General features: G+C 43.1%; 16 protein-coding genes. 6 read left to right on the plus strand and 10 right to left on the minus strand.

Features of this window, described 5'->3' with window-relative positions:
- The first annotated feature begins 99 nt into the window (after positions 1 to 99).
- Together H4K34_RS00800 and H4K34_RS00805 are read left to right on the plus strand one after the other, a co-directional pair.
- Positions 100 to 462: a DUF2200 domain-containing protein gene (locus H4K34_RS00800; RefSeq protein ID WP_210758936.1), complete on the plus strand. Its 363-nt coding sequence runs from the start codon at positions 100 to 102 to the stop codon at positions 460 to 462.
- A 19-nt stretch (positions 463 to 481) separates the two neighbouring features.
- On the plus strand, positions 482 to 1,030 hold the full coding sequence (locus H4K34_RS00805; RefSeq protein WP_210758937.1) for a hypothetical protein: 549 nt from the start codon (positions 482 to 484) through the stop codon (positions 1,028 to 1,030).
- Positions 1,031 to 1,036: 6 nt separating this feature from the next.
- Here the strand turns inward: H4K34_RS00805 and H4K34_RS00810 are convergent, their stop codons facing one another.
- The gene (locus H4K34_RS00810; RefSeq protein ID WP_210758938.1) at positions 1,037 to 3,226 is read right to left on the minus strand and encodes a DUF6851 domain-containing protein; all 2,190 of its coding nucleotides are present in this window, start codon (positions 3,224 to 3,226) and stop codon (positions 1,037 to 1,039) included.
- A gap of 317 nt (positions 3,227 to 3,543) precedes the next feature.
- Here H4K34_RS00810 and H4K34_RS00815 point away from each other — a divergent pair, with 317 nt between their 5' ends.
- On the plus strand, positions 3,544 to 4,443 hold the full coding sequence (locus H4K34_RS00815) for a T9SS type A sorting domain-containing protein (RefSeq protein WP_210758939.1): 900 nt from the start codon (positions 3,544 to 3,546) through the stop codon (positions 4,441 to 4,443).
- A 13-nt stretch (positions 4,444 to 4,456) separates the two neighbouring features.
- On the opposite strand, the gene H4K34_RS00820 is transcribed toward H4K34_RS00815, so the two are convergent.
- From H4K34_RS00820 to H4K34_RS00830, 3 genes are read right to left on the minus strand one after another with little or no spacing between them, the layout of a single operon-like run.
- The gene (locus tag H4K34_RS00820) at positions 4,457 to 5,266 is read right to left on the minus strand and encodes an SDR family NAD(P)-dependent oxidoreductase (protein WP_210758940.1); all 810 of its coding nucleotides are present in this window, start codon (positions 5,264 to 5,266) and stop codon (positions 4,457 to 4,459) included.
- A 2-nt stretch (positions 5,267 to 5,268) separates the two neighbouring features.
- Positions 5,269 to 6,117, minus strand: coding sequence for an SDR family oxidoreductase (locus H4K34_RS00825; RefSeq protein ID WP_210758941.1), 849 nt, complete (start codon positions 6,115 to 6,117; stop codon positions 5,269 to 5,271).
- A gap of 7 nt (positions 6,118 to 6,124) precedes the next feature.
- Positions 6,125 to 7,783, minus strand: coding sequence for an FAD-binding protein (locus tag H4K34_RS00830; protein WP_210758942.1), 1,659 nt, complete (start codon positions 7,781 to 7,783; stop codon positions 6,125 to 6,127).
- 74 nt (positions 7,784 to 7,857) lie between these two features.
- Between H4K34_RS00830 and H4K34_RS00835 the strand changes: the two genes are divergently transcribed.
- From H4K34_RS00835 to H4K34_RS00845, 3 genes are all read left to right on the plus strand, one after another.
- Complete coding sequence (locus tag H4K34_RS00835; RefSeq protein ID WP_210758943.1) at positions 7,858 to 8,430, plus strand: TetR/AcrR family transcriptional regulator; 573 nt, start codon at positions 7,858 to 7,860, stop codon at positions 8,428 to 8,430.
- Between the two features lie 154 nt (positions 8,431 to 8,584).
- On the plus strand, positions 8,585 to 9,337 hold the full coding sequence (locus H4K34_RS00840; protein WP_210758944.1) for a Bax inhibitor-1/YccA family protein: 753 nt from the start codon (positions 8,585 to 8,587) through the stop codon (positions 9,335 to 9,337).
- A 10-nt stretch (positions 9,338 to 9,347) separates the two neighbouring features.
- Positions 9,348 to 9,758 carry an SRPBCC domain-containing protein gene (locus tag H4K34_RS00845; RefSeq protein WP_210758945.1) on the plus strand — a complete coding sequence of 137 codons (411 nt, stop codon included), beginning with the start codon at positions 9,348 to 9,350 and terminating at the stop codon, positions 9,756 to 9,758.
- Here H4K34_RS00845 and H4K34_RS00850 read toward each other — a convergent pair.
- Genes H4K34_RS00850 through H4K34_RS00875 form a run of 6 tightly spaced genes read right to left on the minus strand, consistent with a single transcriptional unit; the run spans position 9,755 to position 15,859 of the window.
- Entirely contained in the window at positions 9,755 to 10,042 is a 288-nt protein-coding gene (locus H4K34_RS00850) for a GNAT family N-acetyltransferase (protein ID WP_210758946.1), read from the minus strand. The genes H4K34_RS00845 and H4K34_RS00850 overlap by 4 nt on opposite strands.
- Positions 10,039 to 10,977, minus strand: coding sequence for an NAD(P)-dependent oxidoreductase (locus tag H4K34_RS00855; RefSeq protein WP_210758947.1), 939 nt, complete (start codon positions 10,975 to 10,977; stop codon positions 10,039 to 10,041). The genes H4K34_RS00850 and H4K34_RS00855 overlap by 4 nt, the downstream gene beginning before the upstream one ends.
- Entirely contained in the window at positions 10,974 to 11,720 is a 747-nt protein-coding gene (locus H4K34_RS00860) for a transporter family protein (RefSeq protein WP_210758948.1), read from the minus strand. The genes H4K34_RS00855 and H4K34_RS00860 overlap by 4 nt, the downstream gene beginning before the upstream one ends.
- A complete protein-coding gene (gene mgtE, locus H4K34_RS00865; RefSeq protein ID WP_210758949.1) occupies positions 11,717 to 13,072 on the minus strand; it encodes a magnesium transporter in 1,356 nt (451 codons plus the stop codon). The genes H4K34_RS00860 and mgtE overlap by 4 nt, the downstream gene beginning before the upstream one ends.
- Positions 13,069 to 13,830 carry a 16S rRNA (adenine(1518)-N(6)/adenine(1519)-N(6))-dimethyltransferase RsmA gene (rsmA, locus tag H4K34_RS00870; RefSeq protein ID WP_210758950.1) on the minus strand — a complete coding sequence of 254 codons (762 nt, stop codon included), beginning with the start codon at positions 13,828 to 13,830 and terminating at the stop codon, positions 13,069 to 13,071. Before rsmA ends, mgtE begins: the two co-directional genes overlap by 4 nt.
- Positions 13,823 to 15,859, minus strand: coding sequence for a M3 family metallopeptidase (locus H4K34_RS00875; protein WP_210758951.1), 2,037 nt, complete (start codon positions 15,857 to 15,859; stop codon positions 13,823 to 13,825). Before H4K34_RS00875 ends, rsmA begins: the two co-directional genes overlap by 8 nt.
- Positions 15,860 to 15,931 lie beyond the last annotated feature (72 nt).

The raw sequence follows: 15,931 nt of genomic DNA on the forward strand, positions 1-15,931 counted from the left end.
AAGGTAGAATTATCTGCTCAAAATCTTGAAGGCTTCTATGCTTTAAGCCTATCCTACTCTAATAAATTAGTACTTTGCTCATTCCAAAAAGCTCCGCAAATGAATAGTACTGCTCAAGATGAAAAGATCGCCAAACTAAGCTTTGCATCGGTATACCCGCATTATATCACCAAGGTAGAACGCAAGGGTCGAAGCAAGGCCGAATTACTTGAGGTAATTGAGTGGCTAACGGGCTACAAGGAAGCTGATCTTCAAATGCATATCGATCAAAAATCAAGCTTTGGTGAATTCTTTGACCAAGCCCGTCTTAATCCTAATGCCCATCTTATTAAAGGAGTAATATGTGGTTATCGAGTAGAGGAAATTGAAAACCCGCTCAGTCAAAAGGTTCGCTATTTGGATAAACTGGTAGATGAATTGGCGAAGGGTAAGAAAATGGAGAAAATACTTAGAGAGGCCTAATTCAATTTAAGTATCTGAGATGTCTGGTATTCGCTTAAAAATGAACATAGAGAATATTGTTCTTTTCACTTTTGGGTTGACCTGCCTCCTCAACCTGGTGGATGCTGAAATTAAAGGCCTCTATCTACCAGTTGGATTTTATTTGAGTTGTGTTGCTTGGATCATTCTAAGACTTGCTCAATTATTAAACTGGTTTAAAATTACCGAAGCACTTTTTACCGTACTGATTCTTGCAACTTTTAATATTATACCGCTTTCACCGCTCTTCCAAACCCATTTTCAATTTGGAATTAGTGCCATAACCTTCCCTAAATTCTATATCCTACCCTTTTTGATGACCCTTTGCTTATTAATAAGTAAAAGGAAAGAAATTAAAACCTTTTGGTTGAAAATTCAGGGACGCAGCCCAGAGCAAAAAGCGCAGCAAAGGCTATCCAGTCAAGAACAGTTCAAACAAAAATTTCAAAACCTAAGTGAGGAGCAGTTAATGGCCAAATTAGATCAAAATCTTCAGCCTGGCGCTCAGGATGCTATTCATGAACTTTTGAAGGAAAAGAAGGAAGGCTAAACTATCCTATTGCTTCACTATTAATTGAGTCCACTGTTTTGTAGCTCCGTCCAATCGCAAGAGATACAAGCCTCGACTCAAATTCTGCATGGGAATTAAAAACTGCTTGGCATTGGTATTGGCCGGAACCATTTCCTGATAAACTACCTCGCCATTCAAATTAAGAAGCTGAATGCTAAGAGCTTCTGAAAAATTATTTTGCAGCAAACAGTCTTGTTGATTGGGTACGGGATTAGGATAAACTTGCAGCAAATTCCGATCAGCACCGGCCTGGCCTTGTTCTCCGCTGAAATAAGACAAGGCAAAGCTATAAGCATCCTTAGCAATTTCTTCGCCCATAATCCTACCAGGCATATCATCTACCGGTGGATGGATTCCTCCCCAAATACGCGATAAACTGCATTGATCGGAGGCATCAGTATACTTGGCCCATTGCAGAACGATATCCTCACTGGGACCTTCTTCAAAAACCAAAAATTGATTCTTGGGGGCATAAAATTCTCCCATCCCTCCTGGGAAATATGGATCACCGGTGAGCAGAGTCATAATTTCCGCCGCTGCTCTGGAGAAAGTCGAATGTCCTGATAAATAGCCCGCAAAAGGTGGGGTTACAAAGGTGGGTCTTTGATAGGGCCACCAATTCTCTGCTAATATCCAACCTACCCCTGCCATATCATCGGCTGGATCCGTTATGGAATCGGGGCCCATCCAGGCTTTGACCTTTATTTTACCCCAATGTACATTAGAGGGGCCAACTAATACATCATTGGAATCTACTTGCTCAATTAATCCCGGAATTAAGGGTAGTCCTCTAGGATTAAATCGAGGTTTATTAGGATCTGAGCTTTGCCCACGATCTGCCATATATCGAAGAGCAGAGATCGGTCGCAGATAGTCATACCAACCTTTGCAAGCCCAAGCTCCAATGGCAGCATCGTGCATGGCACCTCCCATAGCAAAATAGGCTTTCACATCCCATTCTAATTCATTTAATACCGGGCCTTCTCCATGCAAGCGCTTTTCAAAAAGTGGATGATCGTTCACATAATTGAGCAGGGTAAACCAATGTCCGGGCGGAGTTTCTGAATCCGGACCATCAGCCCAAAATTCGGCCAAGACGCGAGCATAATCGCCACGGCGAACATATTGAGGTTGATAAGGTAGCCCTGTAGCCGGATTTACCGTATAGCCCTTACCGGGATCACCACCTTCTCGCAAATCATAAAACTGTCGCATCTCGGCCTCCGTTCGAGGATAGCTCTGCACATTCCCAATGGAGGCTGGAGAAATATCCCAGATCACTCCATCTGTGGTATCCATATGAGACGACCAGGTTGAGACCAAGCTAAAGGACCATTTATAGTAATCCTCCAAGCCTTTTGAAGTATCCAGGTGTGGCGGTGCTCCCGGATCATGATAAACCCAATAATTATAGTTGTTTCGGCGATAAATACTCAGGTCCTCTTCCTTCAGAGCAAAGGCCGCTACCTCGCCCCATTCCGGACTTAAAAAATCAATGGTATCTGCGGCGATTAAATTACCCCCTTGATCGACGAAGGTTTCTAAGGCTAATGGCTGCCAGCGATTTACGTCCAATAAAACAGGGTTTCCGGGAAGCACAGGAATTAGGGGCGCATTCGCTGGCCGATAATGTCGATTTCGATAGCCATGCGCCTCATTGGAGCCATCCTGCAAACCATATAAAATCATTTGTTCTGCTAAGTAATTGCCTAGAGTGGCAGGATTTCCCGTGCTATAATTCGTACTTATAAAACTGCGATCATAGCCCAAGTGGTCCATTAGGGAATCATAAAGGAATAAGCTTTCTTCGGCTCCAGGACTATTGCTGAAACGATGTTTCAATAAACGATAGGCCGCATAGGAAATGGCTTCTTCCTGAGCTGCTTGTCGATCCCCCTCCACCGATATCCCGGTAAACAAACAGGCAAAATCATGCAGGCGTTTCCCCAGAAAATAAGGTTCGGCCACAGGATCGTAAACCGCCCAAGCATCATACATAAGTACCGAAGAATGAAAAAGATTTCGAGCGTGAATGGTGGGTCGGGCCAGATCATGTCGAATCCCTTCCAAAAGCACTTCATTCCACTGCCGCGCCACAGAATGTTGGGCTTTAACACCAAGGCTGCTTAAAAGTAGTAGGATTAATAGTGAAAAGCGAAAAGCGATTTTTTTCATGAAGAAGGGGGATTCCCCGCTAAGTTAGTATAATCTCCAAGTCTTCAATTGAAAATGGAAAGCGTTATTAAAGAGTCCAAATTCTATGTTTTCTAGTCTAGTCTTTGATCGATCTGCTTCAAACCCTAGTGTATGATGACTACCCCATTAAATTTTTCCTTTTTGGCAGGTTTTAGGCTTGACTTCGCCAAAAATATTTAGCCTTTCCAATTATCTAAAATTCAACCATTGCTTGATCGTAATAATCTGATTAAAAATTTGACTTTAAATCTTTAAGTTTGATTTGTTCTTTCCTCCATATCATAAACAATCCAATTATGGTTAGGATTCTGCTATTAGGCTATTTTTTATTTCAATTCTTTGAGGTTCAATGCCAAGACTTCCCTTCAGTAGGCACCAAATGGCATTACACCGAACAATTCGCCTTTTCTAATCGCATTGATTATTTCTCCATTGAAGCAAAAAAGGATACACTTTTTCAAGGTCAAAATTGCATTAAGCTGGTAAAAAGGCATGTCCCCTTTTGTTCAGGACAAGGTTTACAAGAGTTTGTGTATAACAGCAATGACAGTGTCTTTTATTGGTCATTCGACTTAAACCGCTTTGAAATCTTATATGATTTTAATGCTGTGGCCGGAGATAGCTGGCTCAATACTATAACTGATGAATATGGCGATCCAGATACCTTGAACATTACTGTTGATTCTATTTCGCAAATTTCAATAAATGGAAAAATGCTCAAAGTTCAATTTGTTACTTATCACATGGTAGAAGAAAATAGGACCTATAGCATTCCTTCCGAAATTATTGAAGGCATCGGAGATATCCGTTATCTTTTTAATTGGAGTCACTGGTCCGAAGGATCTTGTGATGGAAATAGGCCAATTGGAATTCGATGCTTTCAAGATAGTAGCTTGGGATTTTATCAATTTCCCAATCAAAGCACTTGTGATTACACTAATTTAAGTACCGAGGAAATTGACTTAAAAGAAATTCAGGCCTATCCCAACCCCTTGAAAAATAAGCTTTTCCTAAGTAAAACTTCTCCTGAGCTTAGTTATGATCTTTGTTTGTATGATTTACGTGGTAACCAATTATGGTCAGGTAAATTCTTAGCTCATCAAAAATATATTGATACTGAAAATTGGCCTCATGGAGCATTAATCCTCAATATTCAATCTGCGGGTCAAAGTAATCAAGTACTTCTATTTAAATAAGAACCCGCTGGCATTAAGATGCCTTGGCCATTTGGGCCATTTTCTTTGTGATAAAATCTACCGCCCGCTTAGGACTAAAGCGATAGAATAAATCGAGAAAACGGGCATCCTTACCTACCATTACCCGGTATTTATCGGCTTTCATTCCATTGAGAATTATCTCGGCAGCCTTCTCGGCAGATAAGGTCATGGAGGCCTGTTCTTCTGCACTTACATCCGAACGCATCTCCACATTAGAATTTTTGGTGATATTGGTATTTACCGCTCCGGGATGAACCACAGTAACTTTTACGTTGCTGTCTTTTAGCTCGGCGTATAATCCTTCGGTGAGCAATTTTACAGCGGCTTTTGAAGCACCATAAAAACTCTGACCTGGAAAAGGAATAAAACCACCCATACTGGAAATATTCACAATATGAGCTTCGGGTCTTTCCAATAAAGCCGGTAAGAAAGACTTCACCATGTAGAGGGTCCCGTATAAATTGATATTAAAAATCCGCTCAATGCGATCGTAAGCCAAATCCTTAATCGGCACAAAAGGCTGAATGATACCCGCATTATTAATAATTCCATCTACAGCCCCATGCAAGGCTATTAATTCAGCCGGTAAGGCTTCTACCCTTTCGCGATCTGTAATATCTACTACGTGGGTGCTCATGGCGGCGGAAGCTTTTCCAGTTAAGTCACGAGTTTCTCGCAGTCCTTCTTCATTAATATCAATACCTGCCACCCGAGCGCCTTCTTTAATAAGTTGTAAGCTCAGGGCCCGTCCCATGCCACTACCGGCACCGGTTACCACAATTACTTTCCCGTTTACCTTCATACTTAATGCTTTTTATTCGCCAAGGCTTTCTTCATGGCTTTGGCCGAATATCCAGCCGTAACACCACCATCACAAGGAATGTCTATACCGGTGGTATAGCCTTGTTTGGTACTAGCCATAAAGGCAATAAGTTCAGCAATTTCTTCAGGTTTTCCAAAACGTTTTATGGCGGCCATACCCAGCATTGCGGCAGAGCCACTTTTTTCCTCTAATCGGCCCATATCTGTATCAAAACTTCCCGGCGAAATAGACAGAATTCGGGCGCCTTTGGCTCCAAATTGAGCCGCACTTTTTTTTGAATACCAAGACACAAAATTCTTGCTAATGGAATAAGATAATCCCGCCCTTTGCTTTTTGGGAAAGAGATTTACCCTCGACATCATTTTCTTGAAAAAAGTGGCTTGATCATTAAAGGCGTATTTGTAGCCTCTTTTGGGAAGAATTAAACTTGGAATTAAATAGCCTGCCATGGAGGCGATATTGATCAATACCGATTCGGGTTTTGCAAGCTTTAAAAAGGCTTCCGTAATATAGATGGTTCCCAAGGCATTGATTTTCATAATCAAATCGGCCTTCCCCATTTGCGGACTAACACCGGCGGTATGAATTACAGATGCCAGATGGCCTTTACCCGCAGCATAAACTATGGCCTCTTCGACCGACCTTTGATCTGATACATCACAAATAAGAGTTTCAGATTCAATGTCTAGTTCTGCCAGTTCTTGTTGGGCCTTCCTTAATCGATCTTGATTCAAATCGCATAAAATCAGGTAATGATCTTTGCCAATAATTTTGGCCGAAGCCAGGCCCATACCGCCAGCTCCACCGGTAATTAATGAGATATTTTTCATGGTGTTTTTAAGCTTTGCCTGCTAAATGATTCATAGCGATATAGGAGAAAGTACAAGCCGGGCCAATGGTGGACCCGGGTCCGGGATAGGTTCTTCCCATTACGGAGGCGGTATTATTTCCTGAAGCATACAATCCTTCAATCACCGAACCATCTTCGCGCAGCACTCTGGCATATTCATCCGTTACTAAACCTCCTTTAGTTCCCAAATCGCCTGGGTAAATACGAGTAGCATAATAAGGCGCTTCCTCTAAGGCCGCTAAATTGGAATTTGGAGCAACACGAGGGTCTGAATAGTAACGATCGTAGATATCCTGTCCGCGCATAAAATCTTCATCCTTACCATTTTTAGCAAAGCTGTTAAAGCGTTTTACCGTTTCCTCCAGATTATCAGCATTAATCTTACATTGAGTGGCTAATTCCTTTATGCTGGAAGCCTTTACAAACTCTCCACTCTTAAAGTATTTGGATGGGGTTTGGCCCGGAGGCATCATCCCAAAAAGATATTTCTTCCGATAGGTGCTGTCCATTATCAACCAGGAAGGCACTGCTCCTCCGCCCATCTGTGCATCATGATCAAGCATACGTCGACCTAAATCCACATAGGAGGTTGACTCATTAACAAAGCGCTTACCTCGTGCATCTACGATAATGCAGCCCGGCAGGGAGCGTTCCGTAACCGAAAAACTCACTTTCCCATCTAAAATAAAGGAACCTCCCCACCAGGCTTCATCCATCAAAGACAAAGCAGCTCCAACCCTTTCACCGGCGCGGATTGCATCTCCGGTATTCCCGGGCGATGCGGAGCTATACTCAGAACCAACTGGCTGGTATTTACGGCGGTATTCACCACCATGCGGAAAACCACCCGCGCCTAATAAAACTGCTTTGTTTGCTTTAATATTTAAGATTTTACCGTCCTTCTCTACCTTTAGTCCAATGACCTTTCCATCCTCCATGATCAATTCCTGCAAGGCGGCCTTTAGCCATACTTCTCCTTGATATTTACTTTGAAGGATGTACATCAAGCGGCCAGTTAAAGCAAGGCCTATACCTAATGGATGCTTACCGCTTATCAGCCAGCCTAGGGTTTGCCCCATAATTTTCATAGTACGACGAAAACCCTTCATAGTACGAGTCACCAGAGAAAGGAGATAGGCATCGCCAGAGGTGATAGCAATAGGAGGCATACCCGGACTCACATTTTGAGTCTTGCGCCATTGCTTTAGTTTCTTGCCATTAAAAACAGTGCTTTCTATAACACGACCCGTTTTCCCGCCTTTTACATTGGGATAATAATCCGGATAATACTGCGCTCGAGTCCATTCAAATCCCAAGCTCTTTAAAAAGTTAACCATCTTAGGCGCTTCACGCACATAAGCTTCCTTTCGGGCCCGGGAACTGGCTGGACCAACATCTGCAATAACGGCCTCCATATATTCCAAGGCTTCTTCCTCTGAATCTAAGGCACCATCCTCTTGCATCAAGAAGTTATTGGGTATCCATAGACCACCTCCCGAATAAGCAGAAGATCCTCCCCAGGTATCCATTTTCTCAATCAATAGAGATTTAAAACCGTTATTTTCAGCGGTAATAGCAGCCGTAAGACCACTGGCCCCACTTCCAACGACTAGTACATCGTATTGAGCAAACCATTCTGTTTCCATGATTGAGATACTTTTGTTGCCCCCAATTTACATTATTTCACAATAAGTGATACATTGTGTAACACTTTTCAGATATGCGAGAATATTCAGCCCATCAAAAATCTTCCGACTTACCCAAGCGCATTGATGCGGAGGCCAATCGGCGGACCTTGATTCATACGGCCCGGAGAGTGTTTGCCCAAAAAGGAGCGGATATCAGTCTAGCTGAAATCGCTAAAGAAGCGAAAGTCTCACGACCTACCCTCTATCGCAATTTTAAAGACAAGGGGGCTTTGGTAGTTGCCGTTTTCGAGTATAATATTGATTTGCTCGAACGTTATGCCCAAAAACTGGAAGAGGATCAACAGGCCTGTTTTAAAATTTTGGAAATGATTGCCTATCAACAAGCGCGCTTCCAAGCCTTGATCGTTTTTTTTCCGGGTGATGAAACCCCATTAATTCAAAGAGTACTGGATATAATGGCGGGCCCGATTGAAAGAGCAAAAGCGCAAAATTTACTTCGAATGGATTTCAATTTGGAAAGTGATCTCTTGCTCATCATTCGAATGCTGGCCTTCTCCATTGGTACCAATAATGGAGATCAATGGAAGAAAGAATCTCAGAGAGCACTGAAGCTATTGTTAGAAGGATTGCGCACTAATGCTTAATTAGGAGTCTTAACAAAATTCATAAACAAGGTCGACCCCGCAGGTAGCAATTTGGGAGATTAGCATTTCTAATTTTAGTGCAAAACTTGTTAAGCGCTGCTATTTCGCTCTATTCGGCTTTTATTTACCTTAACCGCCTAAAGCAATTAGTATAATGGCACTTTTTAAATCCAGCAATCCTGCCCTGCGCAGTTCCACTTTCGAAAAGCAAAGTTCTTTTATTGATACCAGCAATAGCATGACGGTAGAAGGAACAGTAGGCAAGATTGCGATTTTGAGCTTATTAGTTTTCTGCACCGCTATCTTCAGCTGGAACCAGTTTATGGAAGCTGAAAGTTTTGAAGGTTTTAGAGGCTATTTAATTGGTGGAAGCATTGGTGGTTTGGTTACTGCCCTGATTGTCATTTTCAATCCTAAAAGCTCGCCCTATCTGGCCCCTCTTTATGCCTTATTAGAAGGCTTGGTCTTAGGAGCCCTTTCTGCTATGTTCGAATATTCTTACCCCGGAATTGCGATGCAGGCTATTCTACTCACCTTCGGTGTGCTTTTTGGGATGTTATTTGCCTTCCGTTCAGGACTAATTAAAGTAACACAGCAATTTAGATCTATGGTAATTTCTGCCACCTTTGGCATTGCCATTATCTACCTTATTTCTTTTGTAGGAAGCTTTTTTGGTTTTCCTATCCCTATGATTCATGAAGCCAGCACCTTTGGAATTATCTTTTCATTAGTAGTGGTTGCCATTGCAGCTTTAAATCTGGTTTTGGATTTTGATTTTATCGAAAAATCTGCTGAGCGAGGCGCCCCAAAATACATGGAATGGTACGGTGCTTTTGGTCTGATGGTAACCCTTATCTGGCTCTATTTGGAAATCCTACGTTTGCTCTCCAAATTAAGAGAGCGCTAGGCTAATAGCTATGGAAAGCATTGTAGTTGAAGTACTGGTTCCTCAAGAACTCGATAAAGTTTGGGAAGCATGGACCCAGCCGGAGCATATACAGAAATGGAACTTTGCCAGTGATGATTGGCATTGTCCTGAAGTTATAAATGATCTTAAAGCTGGTGGTGCCTTACAATGGCGGATGGAATCCAAGGATGCTAGTGTTGGTTTTGATTTCAAGGGCACCTATCAAGAAGTGCGTCCCCAAGAATTTATCTGCTACCATATTGAAGATGGCCGTAAGGTTGAAATTTCCTTTATTGAAAGCGATGGCCAAGTAAAGCTTATTGAGCGCTTTGAGCCAGAAAATCAGAATAGCTTGGACTTACAAAAGCAAGGATGGCAAGCCATTCTCGAGAATTTCAAAAAGCATGCAGTCTCGCTTTAAAGCAGATCTTTGTATTTATCCGGAAAACGATACATTATATTTTTAGCAAAAGGACAGACCGGAAGTATTTTTAGATCATTAGCACGGCTGTAGTCCGCAACGGCCTCGAGTAATTGTTTCCCGATACCTCTGCCCGACATGTTCTCATCTACCTCAGTGTGCTTAATAACCAATTTGCCGCTTTCGGTTTGTAACAAATCCATAAAGCCACTAACTGCTGCTTCAGGTCCTTCTTTGTATTCGAAGATTCCTTCACCATTATCCTTCCACTTTGCCTCGATCATAAATTAAGTTTTGCAATTTTTTGTAAAAGTACCTCTGCCATTCGCTCTTGACTCTCAAAAGTCCAACCAGCGATATGCGGACTTAAAATCACCTTATTACTCTGAAGTAAGTATTCAAAATCATCCGTGCTTCCTTCTTGAACCAGATTCTCGAAACTGCTTTTTTCGTATTCCAATACATCCAAACAAGCTCCTCTAATTTTACCGGTCTTAAGTGCTTCCACCACGGCAGCAATGCGCACAATTTTACCACGAGCGGTATTGATCAATACAATTTGCTTCTGGCAGGCATCTATGAAATCCTGATCTACATAAAAGAGGGTTTCAGGATTTTGGGGTAGGTGTATGCTGATGATGTCTGCTTCTTGTTGCAACTCTTCGAGACTGCATTCTTCGACTTGAGAATTTGCATAGCCTTGTTTATACTTATCGTAGGCAATTACCCTACAATCCAAGCCCCGTAGTTTACTGGCAAAGGCCGATCCCATGGCACCATATCCAATTATCCCGACGGTTTTATCTTTTAGTTCAAAGCCACGATTTTCTTCGCGCAGCCACATGCCTTTGCGTACTTCTGAATCAGCGATGATCAGGCGATTATTTAAAGCTAAAAGCATTCCCAGAGCATGTTCCCCCACTGCATGGCGATTTCCCTCCGGAGCGGCTAATACCTCAATTCCCAATTCTCGGGCTTTCTCCAGATCAATATTCTCCAATCCGGCTCCTACCCTGGCGATGAACTTCAATTGGCTGGCTTTCTCTAAAAGCTGAGCATGCATGGGCATACGACTACGAAGCACCAATCCACTATAAGCTGACCAATTGATTTCCTCTTCTGCAGCGAGATATTCCTCTTCGATGTCGAAACCCAATTCTGGTAAGATTTCTTTAAAGCGATCGTGTACCCGATCCAATATCAATACTTTTCCTTTCATCGTATGCGCCAGCTAAAACCGGTATTCACAAAATAGTTACTAAACAAGCCTACGGCCGGACCAACACCCACCTGATTGCCTGCAAATAGCTCCCATTGGAAACGAGGACTAAGCTTAAAGCTAAAGCCAGCATCAAAGGCCAGGTAATCGCGGTTGGCCGAATTCAGGCTTAAACCATAAACCTCAGCAAATACTGAATAATACTCTTTGGAATAGGCCAATAAAACCGTCCATTGTGCGGTATAATCAATAAACTCATCATGGTAAAAACCCAAATTCCCACTCACAGACCATGGTCCTTGATTTAGGGCTGCTGAAAGGCGGTAATCCAAATTACTGAAGGAGCTTTGCACGATGAAGGCCCATTGAAAACTGGTTCCGTTTCCAGGTAGGCCAAAGCGTAGCATGAGATTCGGATCCTGACCTTCCCAGCGATAACCATCATCAAAGGTTGGATTATTAATACCATTCATTTGATAGGCTAAACCCACTTCAATCTGATGGCCTAGCCCCAGACGAATAGCAGTATTTGAACTTAGAATCCTTTGATTTACCACAATTTGATCCTCTCCCTGGCGATCGTAAAAATCTCGCCATTCCAAGCCTTGTTGAGCTTGTAGCCCCCATTTGGGTAATACGGCCGCTGAAAAAGTTTGACCAGGACGATCACTACTAAAGTCTTGCTGAGCCTGTAAACTGAAGCTAAAAAGGATAAATCCTAAGGCTATTTTCCATTTTCTCATAGCCCTAAGATCAGGCGTCCAATCTGGAAATACAAAAAGAGTCCAATAATATCGTTGAGGGTGGTAATAAATGGACCGGTGGCTAAGGCCGGATCAATTTTATATTTATTTAGCACTAAGGGCACGAAGGTTCCTATTAATGCCGCTACCACAATTACCGAGAATAAGGCCACACTTACGGTGAGGGCCAACTTCATTCCATAGCCTAAAAACAAGCTGGCACCAATCACCAGAATACTCAATATCAAACCATTAACCAGAGCCACTCCCAATTCCTTTACCAAGCGATTTAGGGTGGTATTATCGGCCAAAGACTGGCTGGCTAAACCTTGCACTATAATCGCTGAAGACTGTACGCCCACATTACCTCCCATTGCCGCGATTAGCGGAATAAAAAAGGCCATTTTGGGGATGATGTCAATATCACTTTCGTAGCGACCAATCACCGATGCGGCTAAAAGCCCACCAAACAATCCAATCAATAACCAAGGCAAACGAGCACGGGTGATTGACCAGAGGGTATCATCTGCTTCTACCTCATCGGTAAGACCACTGGCCAGGTTGTAATCTTCCTTCGCCTCATCACGAATTAAGTCCACCACATCATCAATGGTAATGCGACCTACCAGATGACCAAGTGGGTCAACCACCGGCATTACCACCAGATCGTATTTCTGCATGGTATTGGCCACTTCCTCTGCTTCGGTATTGACCTCTACGTATTGTACTTTATGGGAATAAACCTCCGAAATAGGAGTACGCGTAGGAGTTGTAAGTAACTTTTTAAGGGAAAGGGTGCCCAATAATTTATTCTGCCCGTTCACCACGTAAATGGCATGCACACGCTCTACTTCTTCCGCTTGCTTGCGCATTTCACGCACACATTCGAGTACATTCCAATGATCCTTTACTTTGATCATTTCGGTACCCATCAGCGAACCAGCGGTTCCTTCAGGATATACCAATAAGCGAGCAATATCCATCGCCTGCTTCTGGTCCTCGATATTCTCTAATACCTCACGCCTTTGAACCTCATCCAGTTCATTGATAAGGTCGGCCGCATCATCAGAATCGAGATTATCGATAAGCTCCTGCGCAATCTCCTTACCGGTATAATCCGCCAGGATCTTTGCCCGTAGGTCATCATCGAGTTCCATCAGGACTTCGGCCCCGATTTCATCACTAAGGTTTTCGTAGAGGATAAGAGCCAGATCGAAGTCGATCTTCTCTATTATTTCGGCTAAATCTGCGGGGTGACCCTCTTTGAGCAATTCCTCATACTCGCTTAAATGACGCTGGGAAATATCCAGTTCCAGTTGCTGTAAAAAGTCCTTGCTCAGATCAACACTCATCCCGTTAATTTTTGTGTTAAGGCTACAAATTCTTGCCAGGTAAGCTGCTCGGCCCGTTTTTGCAGGGTTTCCGGCGCTATCCCTTCCAGCGGTAAATTTAGACTTTTCAAGGCATTGCGCAGTGTTTTCCGCCTTTGATTAAAGGCTGCTTTCACAATTTTTGTAAGCAATGGAATTGCCACCTCCGGCTGCCAATTTTCCTTGCGTTTAAAGCGGATTACCCCTGAGCGGACCTTGGGAGGCGGATTAAACTCTTCCGGCTCTACCGTAAAGAGATATTCGCGATCGTAGAAAACCGCAGATAGCACCGACAGGATTCCATAGGTCTTGGAACCGGGCTCCGCTGTTAATCTATCAGCAACTTCCTTTTGAAACATGCCTACCATTTCCGGAATCAAATCAGGATAATCCAGCATTTTAAAAATGATCTGGCTGCTAATATTATAAGGGTAATTTCCGGCCAAGGCGAAAGGCTCCTTCATCAAGTCTTTCAAATCCAATTGCAGGAAATCACCGGGAATGATATGTCCTTGCAGAGCAGCAAAATGTTCTTCTAAATAGTGAACCGATTCGGTATCGATCTCCACTACAAAAACTTCCTGCTTTTGCTCTAAAAGGTGCTGGGTTAAGACCCCCATACCCGGACCAATCTCCAATACTTTGGAATAGCCTTCCCCACTTAAGGCTTCGGCTATTCGCCCGGCAGTTTCCGGGTTCTTAAGGAAATGTTGCCCGAGATGTTTTTTCGCTCTAACCATGTAATTCTATCAAACCTGCACGACGCAATAAAGCCTCTGGATCGGGATCTTTTCCTCGAAAGCGCTTGTATAATACTGCAGGATGTTCGGATCCGCCTGAAGCTAATAAATCGCGGAACTTTTGGGCCGTTTCGGTATCAAAGAGGCCTTTTTCTTTGAAAAGTTCAAAGGCATCGGCATCCAGCACCTCAGCCCATTTATAGCTGTAATAACCTGCGGAGTATCCACCTTGAAAGATATGACTAAAACTGCAGGACATATTGGTTTCATCCTGAGCAGGGAAAAGCGCAGTTTCGGCAAAAACGCTTTCTTCCAGTTCTGCTACCGTATCATGCTCAGGCAAACCATTGTGCCAGGCCATATCCAGCTTAGCAAAACCAACCTGACGGATGGTAGCATAGCCTTCCATAAAGGTGGCCGACTCTTTTAATTTATCTACCCATTCGGCGGGCAAGGCACTCCCATTTTCAAAGTGATGTGCGAACAAATCCAGGCATTCTTTCTCATAGCACCAATTCTCCATGATCTGGGAAGGTAATTCCACAAAATCCCAATACACATTGGTTCCACTTAAGCTGGCATATTTTCCTTTGGCCAGAATGCCATGTAAGCTATGTCCAAACTCGTGAAACAAGGTAAGAACCTCATTAAAGGTTAATAAGGAGGGAGTCGTTTTTCCGGGCTTAGTGAAATTACAAACGATGCTCACATGCGGGCGTTGATCACCATCTTTGGTGAGCTTTTGACTGCGGTAGGATGTCATCCAGGCACCATTACGCTTGCCTTCACGAGGGAAGAAATCGGCATAGAAAATGGCTAAATGACTGCCATCAGAGTTCTTTACCTCATAGGTAACCACATCCGGATGGTATTTCTGAATATCGCTGCGTTCTTCGAAGCTAATACCATAGAGTTTATTGGCTACCGCAAAGGCTCCTTCAATCACTCTATTTAATTCGAAATAAGGCTTAAGCTTATTATCATCTATCTCAAATCGCTCTTGCTTGAGCTTTTCTTGATAATAGTTCAAGTCCCAACGCTCCAGTTTATCAATGCCATCTTTAGCCTTGGCATAGGCTTCCAGTTCGCTGAGCTCGCTTTGAGCCGCTGGTAAAGCTACCTCTTGCAGTTTGGCCAGAAAATCATTTACCTCTTGCGGGCTGCGTGCCATACGTTCGGATAGGATATAATCAGCATGGCTTTTATAACCCAGTAATTCTGCACGCTCTTGGCGGAGCTTTACGATGCGCAATACACTCTCTTGATTATCGTATTCATCGCCTTTAAAGGCTTTGCTGCCGAATGCCAATTGAAGCTTTTTACGCAAGTCCCGATTTTGAGCATAGGTCATTACCGGAATATAACTGGGGGCTTGTAGGCCGATGAAGTACTTACCTTCCTGACCTTTAGCTGATGCTTCCTCAGCGGCAGCTTCCAGGGCATAGTCTGGTAATCCGATTAATTCTTCTTTATTTAAAAAGAGTTCGTAGCGATTAGTTTCTGCCAATACATTCTCTCCAAACTGCAGGCTTTGTTGGGCTAATTGCTGATCAATCTCACGTAGGCGTTTCTGGGCTTTGGCTTCCAGCTTAGCTCCATTTCGCTCAAAAGAACGATAGGACTTATCCAAAAGCATTTGATCTTCCTGATCCAAAAGCTCACGATTCGCTTCTTGATAAACCGTTTTAACACGATCGAAAAGCACCGGGTTTAAGAGAATGTCGTTTCGGTATTCACTCAAGAGAGGAGAGAAATCACGCGCGAGCATCTGAATTTCCTCATTAGTTTCAGCCGAATTAAGATTGAAGAAAATCTCCGCAATACGGCCAACTCTTTCCCCTGCCTCCTCTAGGGCGATAATGGTATTGGAAAAGTTAGGAGCTTCAGACTGATCACAAATGGCTTGTATCTCAGCTAAACCTTCTTGTATTGCCTCTTTGAGTGCTGGAAGAAAATGCTCGGTTTTAATTTCTTCAAAAGGTGCAGTACCAAAGGGCGTATTGAAATCCTTTAATAAGGGATTAGTCATGCTTAAAAATATTTCCGCAAAGGTAGCATCCCCGTCTTTGGAAGCAATAGTCTTGATATGAGCCTATCGACG

This window comes from Croceimicrobium hydrocarbonivorans (genome assembly GCF_014524565.1).
GTDB lineage: Bacteria > Bacteroidota > Bacteroidia > Flavobacteriales > Schleiferiaceae > Croceimicrobium > Croceimicrobium hydrocarbonivorans.